This window comes from Pseudomonadales bacterium, from assembly GCA_024234435.1.
Lineage (GTDB): Bacteria > Pseudomonadota > Gammaproteobacteria > Pseudomonadales > Porticoccaceae > JACKOF01.
In genome coordinates this window covers 85,050-99,355 of record JACKOF010000002.1, presented here as the reverse complement: position 1 = coordinate 99,355, position 14,306 = coordinate 85,050, and the positions used below count along the sequence as shown (strand labels likewise).

8 protein-coding genes are annotated in these 14,306 nt (G+C 51.1%); 2 read left to right on the top strand and 6 right to left on the bottom strand.

Annotation, left to right across the window (positions count from 1 at the left end; genetic code table 11):
• Positions 1–16 precede the first annotated feature (16 nt).
• Complete coding sequence (locus H7A02_10315) at positions 17–1,087, bottom strand: hypothetical protein (GenBank protein ID MCP5172649.1); 1,071 nt, start codon at positions 1,085–1,087, stop codon at positions 17–19.
• Positions 1,088–1,442: 355 nt separating this feature from the next.
• On the opposite strand from H7A02_10315, the gene H7A02_10310 reads away from it, so the two are divergent.
• On the top strand, positions 1,443–2,369 hold the full coding sequence (locus H7A02_10310) for a THxN family PEP-CTERM protein (protein ID MCP5172648.1): 927 nt from the start codon (positions 1,443–1,445) through the stop codon (positions 2,367–2,369).
• A gap of 289 nt (positions 2,370–2,658) precedes the next feature.
• On the top strand, positions 2,659–5,430 hold the full coding sequence (gene prsT, locus H7A02_10305) for a PEP-CTERM system TPR-repeat protein PrsT (protein ID MCP5172647.1): 2,772 nt from the start codon (positions 2,659–2,661) through the stop codon (positions 5,428–5,430).
• A 44-nt stretch (positions 5,431–5,474) separates the two neighbouring features.
• Here the strand turns inward: prsT and H7A02_10300 are convergent, their stop codons facing one another.
• The 5 genes from H7A02_10300 to H7A02_10280 all read right to left on the bottom strand — a co-directional run bounded on the left by H7A02_10300 (position 5,475) and on the right by H7A02_10280 (position 14,306).
• Entirely contained in the window at positions 5,475–7,988 is a 2,514-nt protein-coding gene (locus H7A02_10300) for an MMPL family transporter (GenBank protein MCP5172646.1), read from the bottom strand.
• 177 nt (positions 7,989–8,165) lie between these two features.
• Positions 8,166–9,662, bottom strand: a complete 1,497-nt coding sequence (locus tag H7A02_10295) for a hypothetical protein (protein MCP5172645.1) — start codon at positions 9,660–9,662, stop codon at positions 8,166–8,168.
• Positions 9,663–9,684: 22 nt separating this feature from the next.
• Positions 9,685–10,506 carry an outer membrane lipoprotein-sorting protein gene (locus H7A02_10290; GenBank protein ID MCP5172644.1) on the bottom strand — a complete coding sequence of 274 codons (822 nt, stop codon included), beginning with the start codon at positions 10,504–10,506 and terminating at the stop codon, positions 9,685–9,687.
• 109 nt (positions 10,507–10,615) lie between these two features.
• A complete protein-coding gene (locus H7A02_10285; GenBank protein ID MCP5172643.1) occupies positions 10,616–10,990 on the bottom strand; it encodes a VanZ family protein in 375 nt (124 codons plus the stop codon).
• Positions 10,991–11,006: 16 nt separating this feature from the next.
• Positions 11,007–14,306 (bottom strand): hypothetical protein, encoded by a 3,300-nt coding sequence (locus H7A02_10280; GenBank protein ID MCP5172642.1) that lies wholly within the window; start codon positions 14,304–14,306, stop codon positions 11,007–11,009.

Below are 14,306 nucleotides of genomic sequence, written 5' to 3'. Positions count from 1 at the left end.
ACGGAGTTGGACGTTATCAGGCTTTGGAATGGTCGCTAAATACCTGCTCAAGAGGCAGGCGTGCGGAGCGAGGCGGTTTCTCCTTTTTCGGGTAACCTGTTCGAAGTAGCATGTATAAAGTTTCAGAGTCTGCTAACTGGAAAATTCCATTGCACTTTTGCTGTATTTGCTGTGCCTGGTCAGTTAGCTCTTTGGGAACCGTTCCTTCCTGTAGCCTGTTGATCTGATCCGACACCACATAATAGGGGTGTACCGCGAGACCCTGAGCGTTCAATGCATTCCAGCAACGGACCAGAAGACGGCCCGCCTCAATAGCGCCCTGGCGATTGTTCTGGCCAACAATGGCAATGATTGCCGGGGCCTGCCTGACCGGGGCAGAGTCTATTTTTGCCAGCAACTTGTAAATACCCAGTTTGTTTAACCACTTCATTCGGTTCCAGTTGCTTATTCCACGCAGCATCAGGCTGCCTCCGGGCGGCAGCCCCAGTGTATCAATGTCGAGGCCGTCAGAATTTTTTACAGAGTCCTTTTTGAATCGAAGGCTGGCTCCCAGCCACTCATGAACCTCCTTTGTCTGGAAACGTATTTCTGTGGCAGATTTCACCAGTTCCCAGAGCCCGTTCCTTTGATCCCGTTCTTCAATAAATAACAGCCTTGCGTTTCCACAGGAAAGCGTTTCGATGCTTTGTTGAGCCGAATGTTTCAGCGGTTCTTTTTGGTAGGGGAAACGGTTGGTGTGGCGGTTCAGGATAGTTTTCAGAGTGTCAGAATCCAGAGCAGAGGCTTTTGCGCTGGTCTGCGTAAAGCTGATTTGTGCATAATACGGGCAGGTATCTCCGCTGGCTGGAGGCCAGTGCACAGAGGGTTCAAGGCCGTAGCTGTGCAGCAACGTGCAAATGTTTTCTATGCTTCCCCCTATGGATAGCAAGGTAGCCTGGCTCTCGGGAGGAAAGGTTTTTCCTGCGACTCTTTCTGAATCATATTTCACCGTCAGCCGGGTGCCATCCCAATCAAAGTGCCAGGGCTGGCTGTTGTCGGCAGAGGGGGCACTGTGCGCCGCAGTAATGAGTTGTTGGATAATATTCATTGCCGGATTATGGAGAGAATACGGCAATGCGTCAAAGCCCGTGTCTGGACAAAAACATACCCGTTGTGGGTGGGTGAGAGATGAGGTGGGGTTTGTTATCAAGTGACTGTCAGCATTATTTACAATTGATGTTTGGGTGGCGTTGATGTCGCTTTTTCAGATAGGCCGAATTCTAAAAAAACTATTTTAAATCAGTATCTTAGGTGTTTTTTTTTGTCGGTTTATTTTTTTGGCATGCAAAGTGCATTATTCGTAGCTGAGTGTTTTGTCTGTTCTGTTGTAAACGTAAGGATCGCGATTTTGTTTTTTAAGCTGAAGCAACAGGGCAGGAAAAATTAAAATGGAGATGGAAAAAATGAAATTAGCAACACAATTGAAGCAAGTAGCTCTGGTATCAGTACTCTCTGTTTTCGGCGTATCTGCCGCAAACGCCGTGCCCCTGATTACCCAGTGGGGTTCGGAACAGGAATTTGAATTTACTGCCTGGGAAGACACCAATGGTGGTGGCGGTGATGATATTTTTGCCAGCGGTGCAAGTGGCAGCAATGTCGCTGGTGTGACCAAGCTGGCATGGGGTAGCCCTACCGGTAGCCCTCGCAGCAGCATCGTTATTAATCCTGGTGTTGATCCGACCCAGCCAACCAACGCTCTGGTTAATTCAAATGTAACAACCAGTACTGATGGTGTTTTGCAACTGGCCGATTTTGGACTTGGCCCGGTTCTGGCTCACAACAACTTTGCGATCAGCAATGCTTTCCAGACACTGGATACGGCCACTGGTACGGATTACGTGGTACTGGAAGCGCTGGCTCCGCCACTGGGTGCACTGGCTCCACGCGTGCTTACCTTTGGTATTAATTTTGCGGAAACCAATAACGCCCTGACTGGCGATGCCTGCCCTTCAGGTAACCCAGGAACAGGTTGTAGTGACATTTTCACGCTGAGCGGTTTGGATCTTGGTCCAGAAGTTGATGTGATCGATTCCGATGACGACGCCTTCCAGATTGATCAGTTCCTGATCCCTGCTGATGGTGGTGGTTTCATTAAGTACACTGTTTATCTGCTGGCAGAAGGATTGGGCTTCCTGGATAATGCAGTTTGTTCGGTCGCTGGTGCGGAAGATGGCTGTATTGGTCTGATCACACTGGAAGGACAAACTAACGCGTTCCAGCTGAGATTCGCCATTACGGCTGAAGAGATTCCAGAGCCAGCTACACTTGCTCTGTTTGCTGGTAGCCTGCTGCTGATGTTGGGTCTGCGTCGCAGAAAGCACCAAAGCTGATAGATTTGTCAGGCATTAGAAGGCGGCCCTGTTTACAGGGCCGCTTTTTTTATGCGTCGATTTTATGGATACAAGCTTTATGTGTTGCAAAAGCCTCTATGAAAAATTCCCTGTTTCGTGGTAACTTCTATCTGGTAATTTCAGTCGGGAATGTTGTGCTAAAAGGCACAACGCTGCTTATATGCAACAGTTTTCTGCTGCTGGATGTAAGATAGCTATGTCGTACGCTGGATAACACAGCGTGCGCACCTGAATAACGTATTAAAAACAAGTCAAATGGATTGTTGATATGAACAAATATTTCCACAAAATTCTTTTAATCTGTGTCACCCTTGGGCTGTTTGCCTGCAGTGGTGATCCGACGGGTGCCAAAAACCTTGAAGATGCCAAGCAATTTATCTCGGAAGGTAAAAGCAAGGCGGCAACTATCGAGCTTAAGAATACGCTTCAGAAAGACGAAGGTAATCAAGAAGCCCGTTGGTTGCTGGGCAAGCTCTATCTTGAGTCAGGTGATTATGCAAATGCGATTAAAGAGCTTGATAGGGCTCTGGAGCTCGGGCAGTCGCATGACGATGTTTTGCCGTTACTGGCAGAGGCGTACCTTGCCGTGGGAGATAAAGAAAAGCTTGCAGGGCTTCCGGTAGCTAATCTCACTTCTGCCAGTTCCCGTGCTTTCGTGCTCGCGGCGCAGGGCCTGGGGATTTTGAGCAGGGAACGGATTGAAGAAGCAGCGTCTCTGGTGAGTCGTGCCATTGAGGAAGATCCTCAATCTGCATTTGCACTTGTTGCCGATACACGAATCACGGCTCTTCAATCAAATGGTCAGTTTGACGAGGTGTTACGGAAACTTAATCATGTGCTGGAAATTGACCCGGGTTATGCACCAGCCTTGAGCTTGCTGGCGGATATTGAATTCCAGACAGCCCGACTGAACTTGGCTGAACAATCCTATAGCAAAGCGATAGATGCTGGCTCCAAGAACCTGGAAGACTATTACAAAAGGGCTCTGGTTCGTTTACAGCTGGGAGATGTTGAGGGCGCTGAAAAAGATATTAAGGCGCTTGCACAACGTGTTCCCAACCACCCTGGGGTGTATTACCTGAAAGGTTTAATCTTTTTTCAGGAGCAAAATTTTAAGGATGCCATTTCTTCTTTTGAGGTGAGCAGCAAGTTTGAAACCCGGTATCCCATGTCTCTCCTGTATCTTGGGCTGGCTCATAATATCGAAGGTAACTTCCGCCAGGCTGAGGATTTTGCCTACCGCTTTTTATCAATAGTGCCCGACAATGCTGCCGGTCGGCGATTGCTGGCCGGACTTAAAGTGAAGTCTGGTGAAGCAGAAGAAGCGCAAGAGTTATTGACTCCATTGCTGGAGCAATCTCCAGACGATGCCAACGCCTTGAACATTCTGGCCAAGGCCTTAATGATGCAGGGCAAAAAGCAGGAATCGATAGATCTTCTCGCCAGGATAGCCAAACTGCAGCCTGATTCTGCTGAGGCGAGATTAAGGCTTGGAGCCAGTTTGCTCTCTTCCGGGCAGGAGGAAATGGGGCTGCAGCAGATTCAATCCGCGCGGGATCTTAACCCTGAACTGCAACAGGCCGATATTTTGATTGTGGCTGCGCATCTGCGTGATGGTGATTACGATGGTGCCATGAAGGCTGTAGACAAGTTTGCTGAAAAGAACCCCAATAGTGAGGTTACCCATAATTTGAGAGGCAGAATTTATCTGGCCTCTCAAAAAGAGCAGGAAGCTCGAGTATCGTTCGGTAAGGCTCTGGATCTTGATCCAGGAAACCTGACAGCCATTCACAATCTGGCATTTCTGGCAGTCAAGGATAATCAGAAGGATCAAGCGAAGAATTATTATCTGGAAGCACTGAAATATCACGATAATGATCTGGGTATTTTGCTAAAACTGATTGCGCTTGAAGAAATCAATAAAAACTATGATGCCATGGTTGCTTATATGGAGAGAGGGCTGAAGGCACATCCGGGCTCTGCTTACCTGAAAGTCTTAATGGCGCGCTACCATATTCTTCAGGGCAAGCCAGAACAGGTGCCTGTGGCGCTTGGGGATATGGATGTAAACCAGAGAAACCTTCCTGATGTGATCAATGTGCTGGGTCTTTCGCAGCTTGAACGCGGTCAGTTTTTCGAAGCGAAGAATTCGTTTGAAAAGCTTTCCAAATCACGTCCTGATGCGCCTCAGGCCAGATTCCATCTGGGAAAAGCTTATTTGGGGCTGAATGATAAAGCCAAGGCGATGAAGGAATTCAGGGCCGCATTTGAGATATCGCCGGGGTATCTGGCACCGCGCATTGAGTTGACGAAGCTTTTATTCGAGCAGAAAAATAAAAAAGAGGTGCAAGACCAACTGTCTTTATTGAAAGAGATTGCTCCGGATTATTACGAAGTCCTGCAACTGGAGGGGGAGAAATACCGCCTCGATGGGAAACAGGAAAAAGCATTGGAACTTTTTGCGCTGGCTCACGAGAAGATGCCTTCAACCAGGAATATGCTGATTCTGGCGAGGCAAATGCTCAGTATGGGTGATCGCCAGGCGAGCCGTCAGTTGCAGGAGTCCTGGGTTGAGGAGCACCCTCAGGATTCGTTAGCTCGCCTTGAGCTGGCGCGTCTGTACATTACTGATAATGAAGAAAAACTCGCTCAGGAACAATATTCTGCTGTGTTAGCGATAGATAAGCAGAATTTACTGGCGCTCAATAATCTGGCCTGGCTGTTGCGCGAAACAGACACAAAACGTGCTCTTGAGTATGCCGAAGAGGCTGTGCGCCTTGAGCCGAAATCAGCAGCAGCTCTGGATACGCTGGCAGTGGTGCAATCGAAAACCGGCAACCATCTCAAGGCTCAACGCTCGATCGAGCGGGCGCTGGAAATTTTCCCCCGGGACCCTTCCCTTCTTTATCACAGTGCTATGATTACGGCAGAGGCGGGTAACGAGGCAAAAGCAAAACAGCAATTGCAAGCATTGCTGGCTGAAAAGGCTGAATTCCCGGAGAAAGAGGAGGCAGCAGCTCTTTTGAAAACACTTAAATAGGGTATAACAAGTGTACTGTGAAGCCCGCCGAATGGCGGGCTTTTTTATGCAGCCGCTTGGCTGTGGGCAGGTGTGTTAGAGGATTTTGCTCTAAAAACCAGAATCAACAGAGCCGGTAACAGCAGCAAGTCGAATACCAGCGCCGCCAGCAGACCTGTGCTGGTGAGCAGTCCGAAACTGTTCATGGGCACAAAGGCGCTTGCCAGCATCAATACAAATTGTGAGCAGAGGATAATAGTGGTTGTCATAACCGCTCTGCCTGCCTGCCGGTAGGTTCTGGCCATTGCCATAACAGGATTGGTGCCCCGTCGCACCCGGTGGATAAAACCGTGATATATGTGGATGGTGTCATCAATGGCAATGCCAACAGCAACACTGGCGATCATGGCCGTTGCCATATCCAGCCAGATGCTCATGATCCCCATCAAAATGAAAATCAGCAAGACAGGTGACAGGTTGGGAATCATGCAGATCAGTGCATCCTTCAGGGATCGCCACAGGGCCAGCATCAATACAAAAATCAGTAGCAGTGCGCCGCCCAGGCTGTAAACCTGTCCCTTGATGAGAAGGTCTTCCTGGTCTGAAAACATGCGCGCGGCCCCGGCAGTGTCCCAGCTGATATTGGCTGGCAGGGTTTCCTGCAGTTGCTGCCTGATGCGAAGCATCACCTCCCCTATCTCGTTAGCGCCATGAACATTGAGATTCAGTGGAATTCGGGCGATGCTGTATTCCTCGTCAATAAAGTCATACAGATCTTCACCATCGTAAACAAACAGGTACTGACTGATCAGTTCAGGGTTGTCGGGTATTGCTCGGAAGGTGGGATTTTCTGCATTGAAGCCCCAATGCATTTCTTCTACAAAATCTGCAATGGACACTGTTTTGTCGACTTCCGGTTGTTGCTCAAGCCATGTCTGGAGTTCCCGTATGTAGATCAGTACTTCCGGCTGGATCAGCTCTTCTGGTTCTGCCGAGGTTAATATGATTTCCAACGGCATGGTGCCAACCAGTTTTTGCTGGATGTGTTCGGTTGCCTTGCGCAACTTGTGACCGGGGTGGAAAAATGCCTGTACGTCTGTTTCGACGTCAACTTTCAGTATATAGGGAACACCGGCCCCCAGAAGCAGAACAAACATGACCAGCACTACCACGGGCTGCCGGATACCAATGTGAAAAAGTCCACGCACCAGCTTGTCGATCAGTAGCAGGCCCGATTTCCGGTTTGGCCACTCCTGCCGGTCAAAGCGGGCGAAGATCGGCGGCAGCAAGTGAATCACGATGAAATAAATGACAAATACACCCGCTGCTGCTGTCAGACCAAATACCTTGATCGGCGGTATTGGGCTTAGCCCAAGTGAAGCCAGACCTGCTGATGTGGTCAATGCACTGAACAGCGCAGGCCGTTTGACCTCGCGCAGGGCGGAATCAACGCGCCGCTTGCCTGACAGACCGCGCATGGAAGCGTAGTGCAGGGCGTTGTAAAAGTGGATCAGGGTGGCGATCGTCAATGCTGACAGGAGTGGTGGAATAATCCCGGAAATGGAGTTAAAGGGTTGCTCGAATACCACATAGAAAGCAAGGGTCGAACCAACAACGGCACTGGTTGCTACTCCTGTTGTTACCACAGCAATAACGCGGCGAAACAATAGCCATATCAGTAGCAGTCCGGCAATGACGGTGGCGGGTATAAAAATCATATTATCCCGCTGAATAATTCGCATTTGGGCCACATCGGTACTGATCTCTCCGGCCATGGCAGTAAGGTAACCGTTTATGCGATGCTGCCTGACAAGTGCCAGTACATCTTCTTCCAGAGCCAGGTGTTTGATGCTGTTGTTCAGCGCCTGGGGAATGACCACCATGGCAATTGCCGATCCGTCAGATGCGACCAGCGAATTTTTGGCAAACCGGTCGCCCACCGCTTTGGCAAGGCGTTCCTTTGGGCTGGTTTCAGCGAGTTCTTCAATGTTGATCAATGGTGCAACGAGGAATCCGTTTTCAGAGGCGCTGATATGATCCTGTCGACTGATGCTGACCACATCATCGATTAACGGGTGTTCCTCCAGTGATTCTGTCAGGGCATGGTAGGCGCGGAGGAAGCCGTCTGAGAAAAGTGCAACGCCCTCAAAGAGCAATACGATCACTTCATCGTCAGGGAAAGTTTCCCTGACCTTTTTGTCGGCGACAATAGACGGCGCATCTGGAGGAAGAAATGTTGATGGTGTGTTGTTGATGTTCAGGTTTGGTAACAACAGGTTGGGTATGGTGATAATCAGAGCCAGACAGACAAAGCTGAAATACAGGTGCCAGGGCAAACGTCGAACCCGTTTGGCGAGGGTAAGATCTTCTGCCGTCTGCAGTTGAAGCTCAACAGCCACTTCGCCATCGAAAAGTGTTTTACAGGCCTGCAGCTGCACGGGTATTGATTGGCCGTCAACACCTCTGAACGTGCAGGTCTGTTCGTGAGGCGTGTCATTTTTAGTCGTCTGTACTGCCTGATCCAGATAGCTGCGAACCTGACTCTGCTCCGGTTCTGGCACAAAATCCAGAATCAGCATCGACTCAAGGTCTGGACCACTGGCAAGCCCCAGACGCCTTGCAAATGCGTCATTGGCAAAAACGACAATGCCGTAGTGCAGAACAGCATAAGGCTGGCTTTCATCTGCCAGTCGGCTGCGATAAAGCTTTTCGGTGTGAGCTGGGTTGTTACTCTCGTTGTTAATGGTTAATTCCTGTTAAAAGTCCGCTCGCCAGCCCAGTGTCAGCAATGTGTTGTCTTCATGGAATCCACCGACTGTGCCATTGTCGCCGTCAAACCAGTGTGCTTCCAAGTAGATTTCCTGAGCGTCCCAGCCGGTATAGGCCAGCTCCGGATTGAGGTAGAAGTCCTTGTCGTCGAGGCCCGCGAAAAAGCGTGTTTTAAAGCGCCACTGGTTGTCGGCAAACGGTATTTCATAAGAGCCATTAAACGCGTAAATCTCGGTTCTATCCAGCACAGAAGAAGCGTTGAGCAATTTTATGCCGGTAATTTGCAGATTGATGCGGCCGTCGCCATCACCTGGGAAAATTTCCCATGCCGCTCCCCAGTTGACACTTTCAACGGTGTCAAATGTTCCGTTGATTCTGGTGACGGGTGTGTCACCAAGCCAGGCCGCTTCGAATTTCAAGGTGCCACCAAAAGCCTCGACACCGATATCGCCGCCAACAATCCAGCTTCTGGGGTAGCGTGCTTCGATTAAACCGTCCGTTGCGTTATAGCTGAAGTAGGGTAGTGTCTGACGACCATATTGAACGCTGAGGCCATAGTCCAGACCGGAGCCGATACTGCTGAAACGAAGGCCAGCGCCGCCTTCCGAACTGGGCTCATCATTTTTGATCGGGGTGCTTTTGATAAGGGTTTCAAGAGCAGGTGTCGTTTCTAGCCCCAGTATCTCACCGGTGTGTTGATTGACCGGGTACCAGATGCTGTCTTTATCCGGCAATTCCGCTTCACGGAAAGCGGGCAAAATCATCAGATCAATCTTGTTATTGCCGAAGAAATGTTCGTAGCGAATGGCAGCTGAGGCAAGACGGCGGTCTTTCAGGTCATCAATCACAAAACGGCGTAAATCCTGTGTGCTGAGGCGGTCGGTGGGTGGGAACTCATCAATCCGTCCCCAGAGGATTTTCTGTGCGCCTACCGTTAAAATCGAGCTTTCGGATTTGTAGCGAATGAAGGTTTCGTCGTAATCGATGGTGACATCATGCCAGTCTTCCTTGCCGGACTCGGTGTAACCATCCACTCTGGCCGAGGCCTGTACCTCCCACTGAGAGCCATCGGTCCACGACAGGGTTGCCTGACCGTGTGCGTACCCCTGGTGATCGGCTGCCGAGTTGCTGTTGCTGAAAGCACCGTACTCTGCCCATAGGTTGTCAGCCTTAAAAACCAGCTCCCCGTCAGGCTTTTCGGCACGGTCTTCTGTGTGTTGTGCAATAGTGGAAGGGGGTAGGTCGACATCCTGTGCCGTTTCCACAATCTCGCGTTCATCAGCGCCGTCATCTATCAAGAGTATATCGTCTTCAGAGCCAACTTCGCCTGATTCTTCCAGTACGATGGTTTCTGAATCATGGTGATCTGTTTCCATGATCAGTGTTTCTTCATCTTCAATAATCAGCAACTCTTCACTGTCTTCCGCATAGGTATTCAGAACCAGTGTGGTGAGTAACAGGGGCGCGATGGTTTTGATATTCATGGGTGTGTTCCTTGTATTTTGTTCATTCCTGATCGGTTCTTGCGCTGTCACTCTGCGGTCTGAACGGTTTTTCCCGACTGTCATCCGATAATCCTCGCTGACTGAACAGAGCGTCAGGGATATCCTGATCATAACGGATATCGGTTGTGATCAGCTTGGTACTGTGTCCCGTTTTCAGGTTGACCATGGTGCTGTCAAAGATGGTCCAGTAACCCTGTATTTTCTTGATTTTTCTGGCTTGCAGGCGTTTCACGGGCTGCTCTGACTTTCTGCTGTAGTAGTCTATTCGCAGTGGAATCATCAATTTTTTGTAAATACAGCTCTCGCGTTTTGAATAAACGGAGTTCGATTTTTCTACCGGGATACTTTCCAGCAAAACGCAGGTCACACCACCCACCTTGTCCTTGCCGATAATGCGGTGGTGGTCCATATTCACTTCGCGATCTTTCAGGTCCTCATAATAAAAATCCGATCCAACAAAGCGACCGCCTTTGCGAGAAGATGAAATGCGCCGCACCCGGTCAAGGGCCGGTAGGTACAACCACTGGTCGCTGTCATCGCCTTCATAATCCTTGGTTAACAGGCCGGTTTTGTCGACGTCTTCCGGCTGGATAAATCGCATCAGTGTCCAGCGCTCTGCATCACCTTTATCCTTGGCGTAGCTGTAGAGAAGGCGCTGTCTGGGTTCGCCTCCCTGACGGGTTAATATCATCAGCACTCTTGAGCTGGCATCCTCGCCCGTTGGTCTGTCGTACACCGCTTTGGCAAGGGCCAGCCCTTCAGGGGAGCTGCTGGCTGATTTACCATGAGCCTCCAGGCCGACGATTAGCAGCCCTGCGATCATAAAACCAAGGGTTTTGTTCATGAAAGTGCCCGAGAGAGAAAGTCTGTTCATTGTCTGTGTCTGATTATGGGCCGCAAATGCCAGGCTGAAAAGCCTATGTCCGCTGTTTTCATGTTATTGCCGACGATGATTTTTTGAAACAGGCGACCAGCAATAAGGTGGCAATAACGCCAATAGTATCAAATAACAGGTCAGTCAGAGAGCCGTAGCGGCCGGGAACTGTGCGCTGGTATAACTCGTCAACTATGCCATAGCTAACCGAGAACGTTGCTGCCAGCAAAAGCGGATAATGATTCCTTTGGAGCGCCCATACCCAGCAGCCTGTCAGCCCCGCCCAAACCGGGATGTGCAGCAGGTTCTGTATTCCCGGAGGCAACCAGGCCAGCAATTCCTCTGCCGGGGTGGCGCTTGCGCCACCGTGAATGGATGACAGTGCAAACAGTATTGCCATATACATCAGGGGTAACAACAGGCGAAGGCTCATGTTTCAAAACTCACGATCAGAATCGCTCACGCCAGTAGATTACCCGGTCGTGACCACGGTAGGCACCAAAGTTGATGGTGGCGTCAGGCAGGGCAGTATCATTGTTGTAATCGCCGTCCTGGTTCCAGTCAAAGCGCAGCCAGGGGTAATTGGTGAGGTTGACCGAAACAGGGAATTGACCTGTGTCATTGGGAGCAGAAAAAATCAGCCCGAAGGTGCCGGAGGTGACTGCCGCAGCTGAACCAGCTGCGTTCAGTGAGCCATTACTGGTGCCGCTGCCCACCGCTACAGGCTGTGGGTTGGCAATCGGGTTATTCGTAGCATAGGTAATTTCGCTAAACGCCAGTGTACTGCAGGAGTCGTTGGTGGTCGTGATGAAGTTGGTGCCATCCCAGTATTCGGTGCCAAAAATCACGGGCAGGGGAGCGGACTCAGGACCACTGGCGTCTTCAATAACGGTGCGACCAAACCGGAAAACCTGAGGGTTGCCCAGTGCAGCACTGGTGCAATTGGCGGGTGTCAAACAGTCCCCCGAAGTGTCAGGATTTTGGTTGCGGTTGGCGATATCCAGTACAGCCCCGTCGGGGTCTGTCACATCCAGACTAAATTGCGTTTCGGTGAACGGGCCATCAGGTGCAGCGATACGGTTAAGCTGACCGGGAACATCGGTCAACCGGTAAACGCCGTTATCCCATGCAATGGGTGCCGAGGGTGAAACCGTTACGCGTGCATTCAGGTTAATACCGTTATCGGCATTTTCGGCATGATAGTTGATGGCACCAATAGGTACGTCAGGGCTGGTGATCAGGTAGTTTAAGTCAGTATTGTCATAGTTGAGCACGGGATTGCCCGAGCGGTTGCGGGCGGTAAGCGTATAGGTGAGTCGCAGATTCGGCTGGGAGAGATAAGAGAACGAGCCGGTTTTCGTGCCCGATGCCTCACACCATTGATCAAGCGCTTCTCCACTGAGGGCAAAGTCCGCCGGGTAAAAACGGCCAATATTACCGGATTCTGCGGGTGATGCCACGCCGCCAGCGCCCAGGTAATTACTGTCGCCGATATCGGCTATCAGCGTAAAGGTGCCCGCTTCTGTCCAGCTTGCGGTTGTTGATTCAAACTGACCTGGGGTGGCAGTGGCCGTGAACGTGCCGGATGAAAAAGTACCGTTTGCCGCTCCTGGGCCCACTGGAAAAATCAGCGAACCGAATGATGCACTAACGGTTTCCGGTATGGTTTCGTTGCCGTAGTTAGGTGTTCGGTTGCCATCAGCATCCTGAGATTCGACTACCACTCGAAATGATGCGGCGGCGGGCAGAAATCCCGGTAATGCAGTGGTTGTCCCCGGGTTGTTAATCGGCGTGGCGTCGTTACTTTCGGCCAGAATCATCATCAGCGTATAGGGTTTGACGACAAAACCGTTGCTTTCGCCTGTCAGTGTGTCCGATACGTTACCGGGCAGGTTGACGGTATCCCGGGCGTGCAGACTGATATTGCCGACATCACGGTAGCGCAGGCTGAAGGCCGCGCGGGAATCACTGGCAAACAGCAGATTAACGCCGGTGTAGGCGGCGGCCCCTGTACCGCTGTTGTCGTTGCTGGTGGCAATGCTGGTGGTATTGCCATTGTTGGTGATCGCGACTTGCAGACCTGCGCAGTTTTGTGGGTTTTTGCACTCGGCGGCCAGATCCACATTCACTGTCGTGCCAGCCGGGTACACGCCAGTGCAGGAGCCCGTGTCCAAGTCAGTACGTATGGCTTCGATAAACAGATTCTGGGAAGACAGTACACCGGCTACCTGGCTGGGGATGGTTGCAGTGGTCGTGGCTCCTGCGACTTCAATAAAACGGAAGCCGGAGTCTGAAATTACCGTGCTGGGGTCATCCAGGGCGATGGCATTGCCGCTGATTTCAGTGATAGAGCCGTCGCTGACATTGATATTGATTGTCTCGCTGGTGTTGCCGCCCAGATCCGGGTGGCTCAATTGTACGTTCATTGAGTCAGCACCGCTGGAGAAGGTGAGCGTAGCCGTTCCGTCATTGGGTGTGGCATCGCTGATGCCTGTGCCGGACCATGTGCCGCGACCAGTGGATGTGGTGAGTGTAACCGTGGCTGAAAGGGCATCGGTCAGGTTGTGGCTGGCATCATGGGCTTCGATGGTCAGGTTTATGGCTTCGCAGCTGACAGCAGTAGTGGCAAGGTTATTAATGCTGTAGTGGTCCGGCCCTGCGGAGCCCGTACACTGCTCTACCAAGACATCGTCAATATGCCAGAGATCCCAGGTTGAACCACTGCCACCGGTATGCAAAAAACGAAGCCGGAGGCCGCTGTACAGTGCATCGCCGGGTAGCAGAGCACTGTAATTCAGAATCTCACCCTTTGTTCCGCCGCCTTCGTAGGTAATGATCGGTTGCCAGCTGTTGGCATTGTTGAGATATTCCACCACCAGATTTTCGTTGTCGTCGGTATCCTCAGAGCAATTCTGGTTGGTTGGGCAGCCATTGTTCTGGGTATCAAAGCCGCGGCGGACCCAGAACCCCAGGCGGGCGGCTGCGACGTTGGCATCGATGCGATTTGATTTGCTGGTAATGCCATGCAGTCCGGAGCGACCATCAATAGAGACAGAGGGTGACGCTGCGCCGAACGTGATGCTGTTAATACGAACACCGTTATCGGTGTTCCAGTCACTATTGAGGTCGCCATTGTTGTTAAACGCCTCGTAGAAAATCGTACTGGTGGTAGAACAGGTGGCGGCGATATCAATGGTTTCCGTGATCAGCACATCGTCGGCATGCCATAAATCCCAGCCGCCCTGGTTTCCACCCACATGAGTAAAACGCAGGCGGAAGGCTGCGTGCAAGCCATCCGCGGGCAGAGGTTCATCATAGGTGAATATTTCTCCAGAGGTGCCGCCACCGGTATAGGTGATCAGGGTGATCCAGTTGTTACTGCTGTTGAGGTATTGGACCTGGAAATTCTCACCACCTTCCGGGTATTCAGAACATGTCTGATTGGATGGACAGTTGCCCCCCTGAGTGTCGAAACCACGCCTTACCCAGAAGCTCAGTGAAGCACTGGGAACCTGCGTATCAATTGGCCGGGACGTTGCAGAACGAGCCCCATTGCCAGCCTCTATGGAAAGCGAAGGTGTTGGGTTGCCGGTCACTGCGTTGACGCGGGCTTCACTGTCAGTGGTCCAGTCAGCCGTCAGGTCAGCGGTGTTGTTAAATTGTTCCTGAAACAGAATATCACCAGGTGCCGCTTGCAGCCCGGTGGCAGCCAGCAGAAGCAGAGCAGTGATATAACGCCGTAAACACAT

Coding starts and splice junctions, on each gene's coding strand:
- H7A02_10315 (MCP5172649.1), bottom strand. CDS start 1,087: ATGAATATTATCCAACAACTCATTACTGCGGCGCACAGTGCCCCCTCT.
- H7A02_10310 (MCP5172648.1), top strand. CDS start 1,443: ATGAAATTAGCAACACAATTGAAGCAAGTAGCTCTGGTATCAGTACTC.
- prsT (MCP5172647.1), top strand. CDS start 2,659: ATGAACAAATATTTCCACAAAATTCTTTTAATCTGTGTCACCCTTGGG.
- H7A02_10300 (MCP5172646.1), bottom strand. CDS start 7,988: ATGCTGATTCTGGATTTTGTGCCAGAACCGGAGCAGAGTCAGGTTCGC.
- H7A02_10295 (MCP5172645.1), bottom strand. CDS start 9,662: ATGAATATCAAAACCATCGCGCCCCTGTTACTCACCACACTGGTTCTG.
- H7A02_10290 (MCP5172644.1), bottom strand. CDS start 10,506: ATGATCGCAGGGCTGCTAATCGTCGGCCTGGAGGCTCATGGTAAATCA.
- H7A02_10285 (MCP5172643.1), bottom strand. CDS start 10,990: ATGAGCCTTCGCCTGTTGTTACCCCTGATGTATATGGCAATACTGTTT.
- H7A02_10280 (MCP5172642.1), bottom strand. CDS start 14,306: ATGTGTTTACGGCGTTATATCACTGCTCTGCTTCTGCTGGCTGCCACC.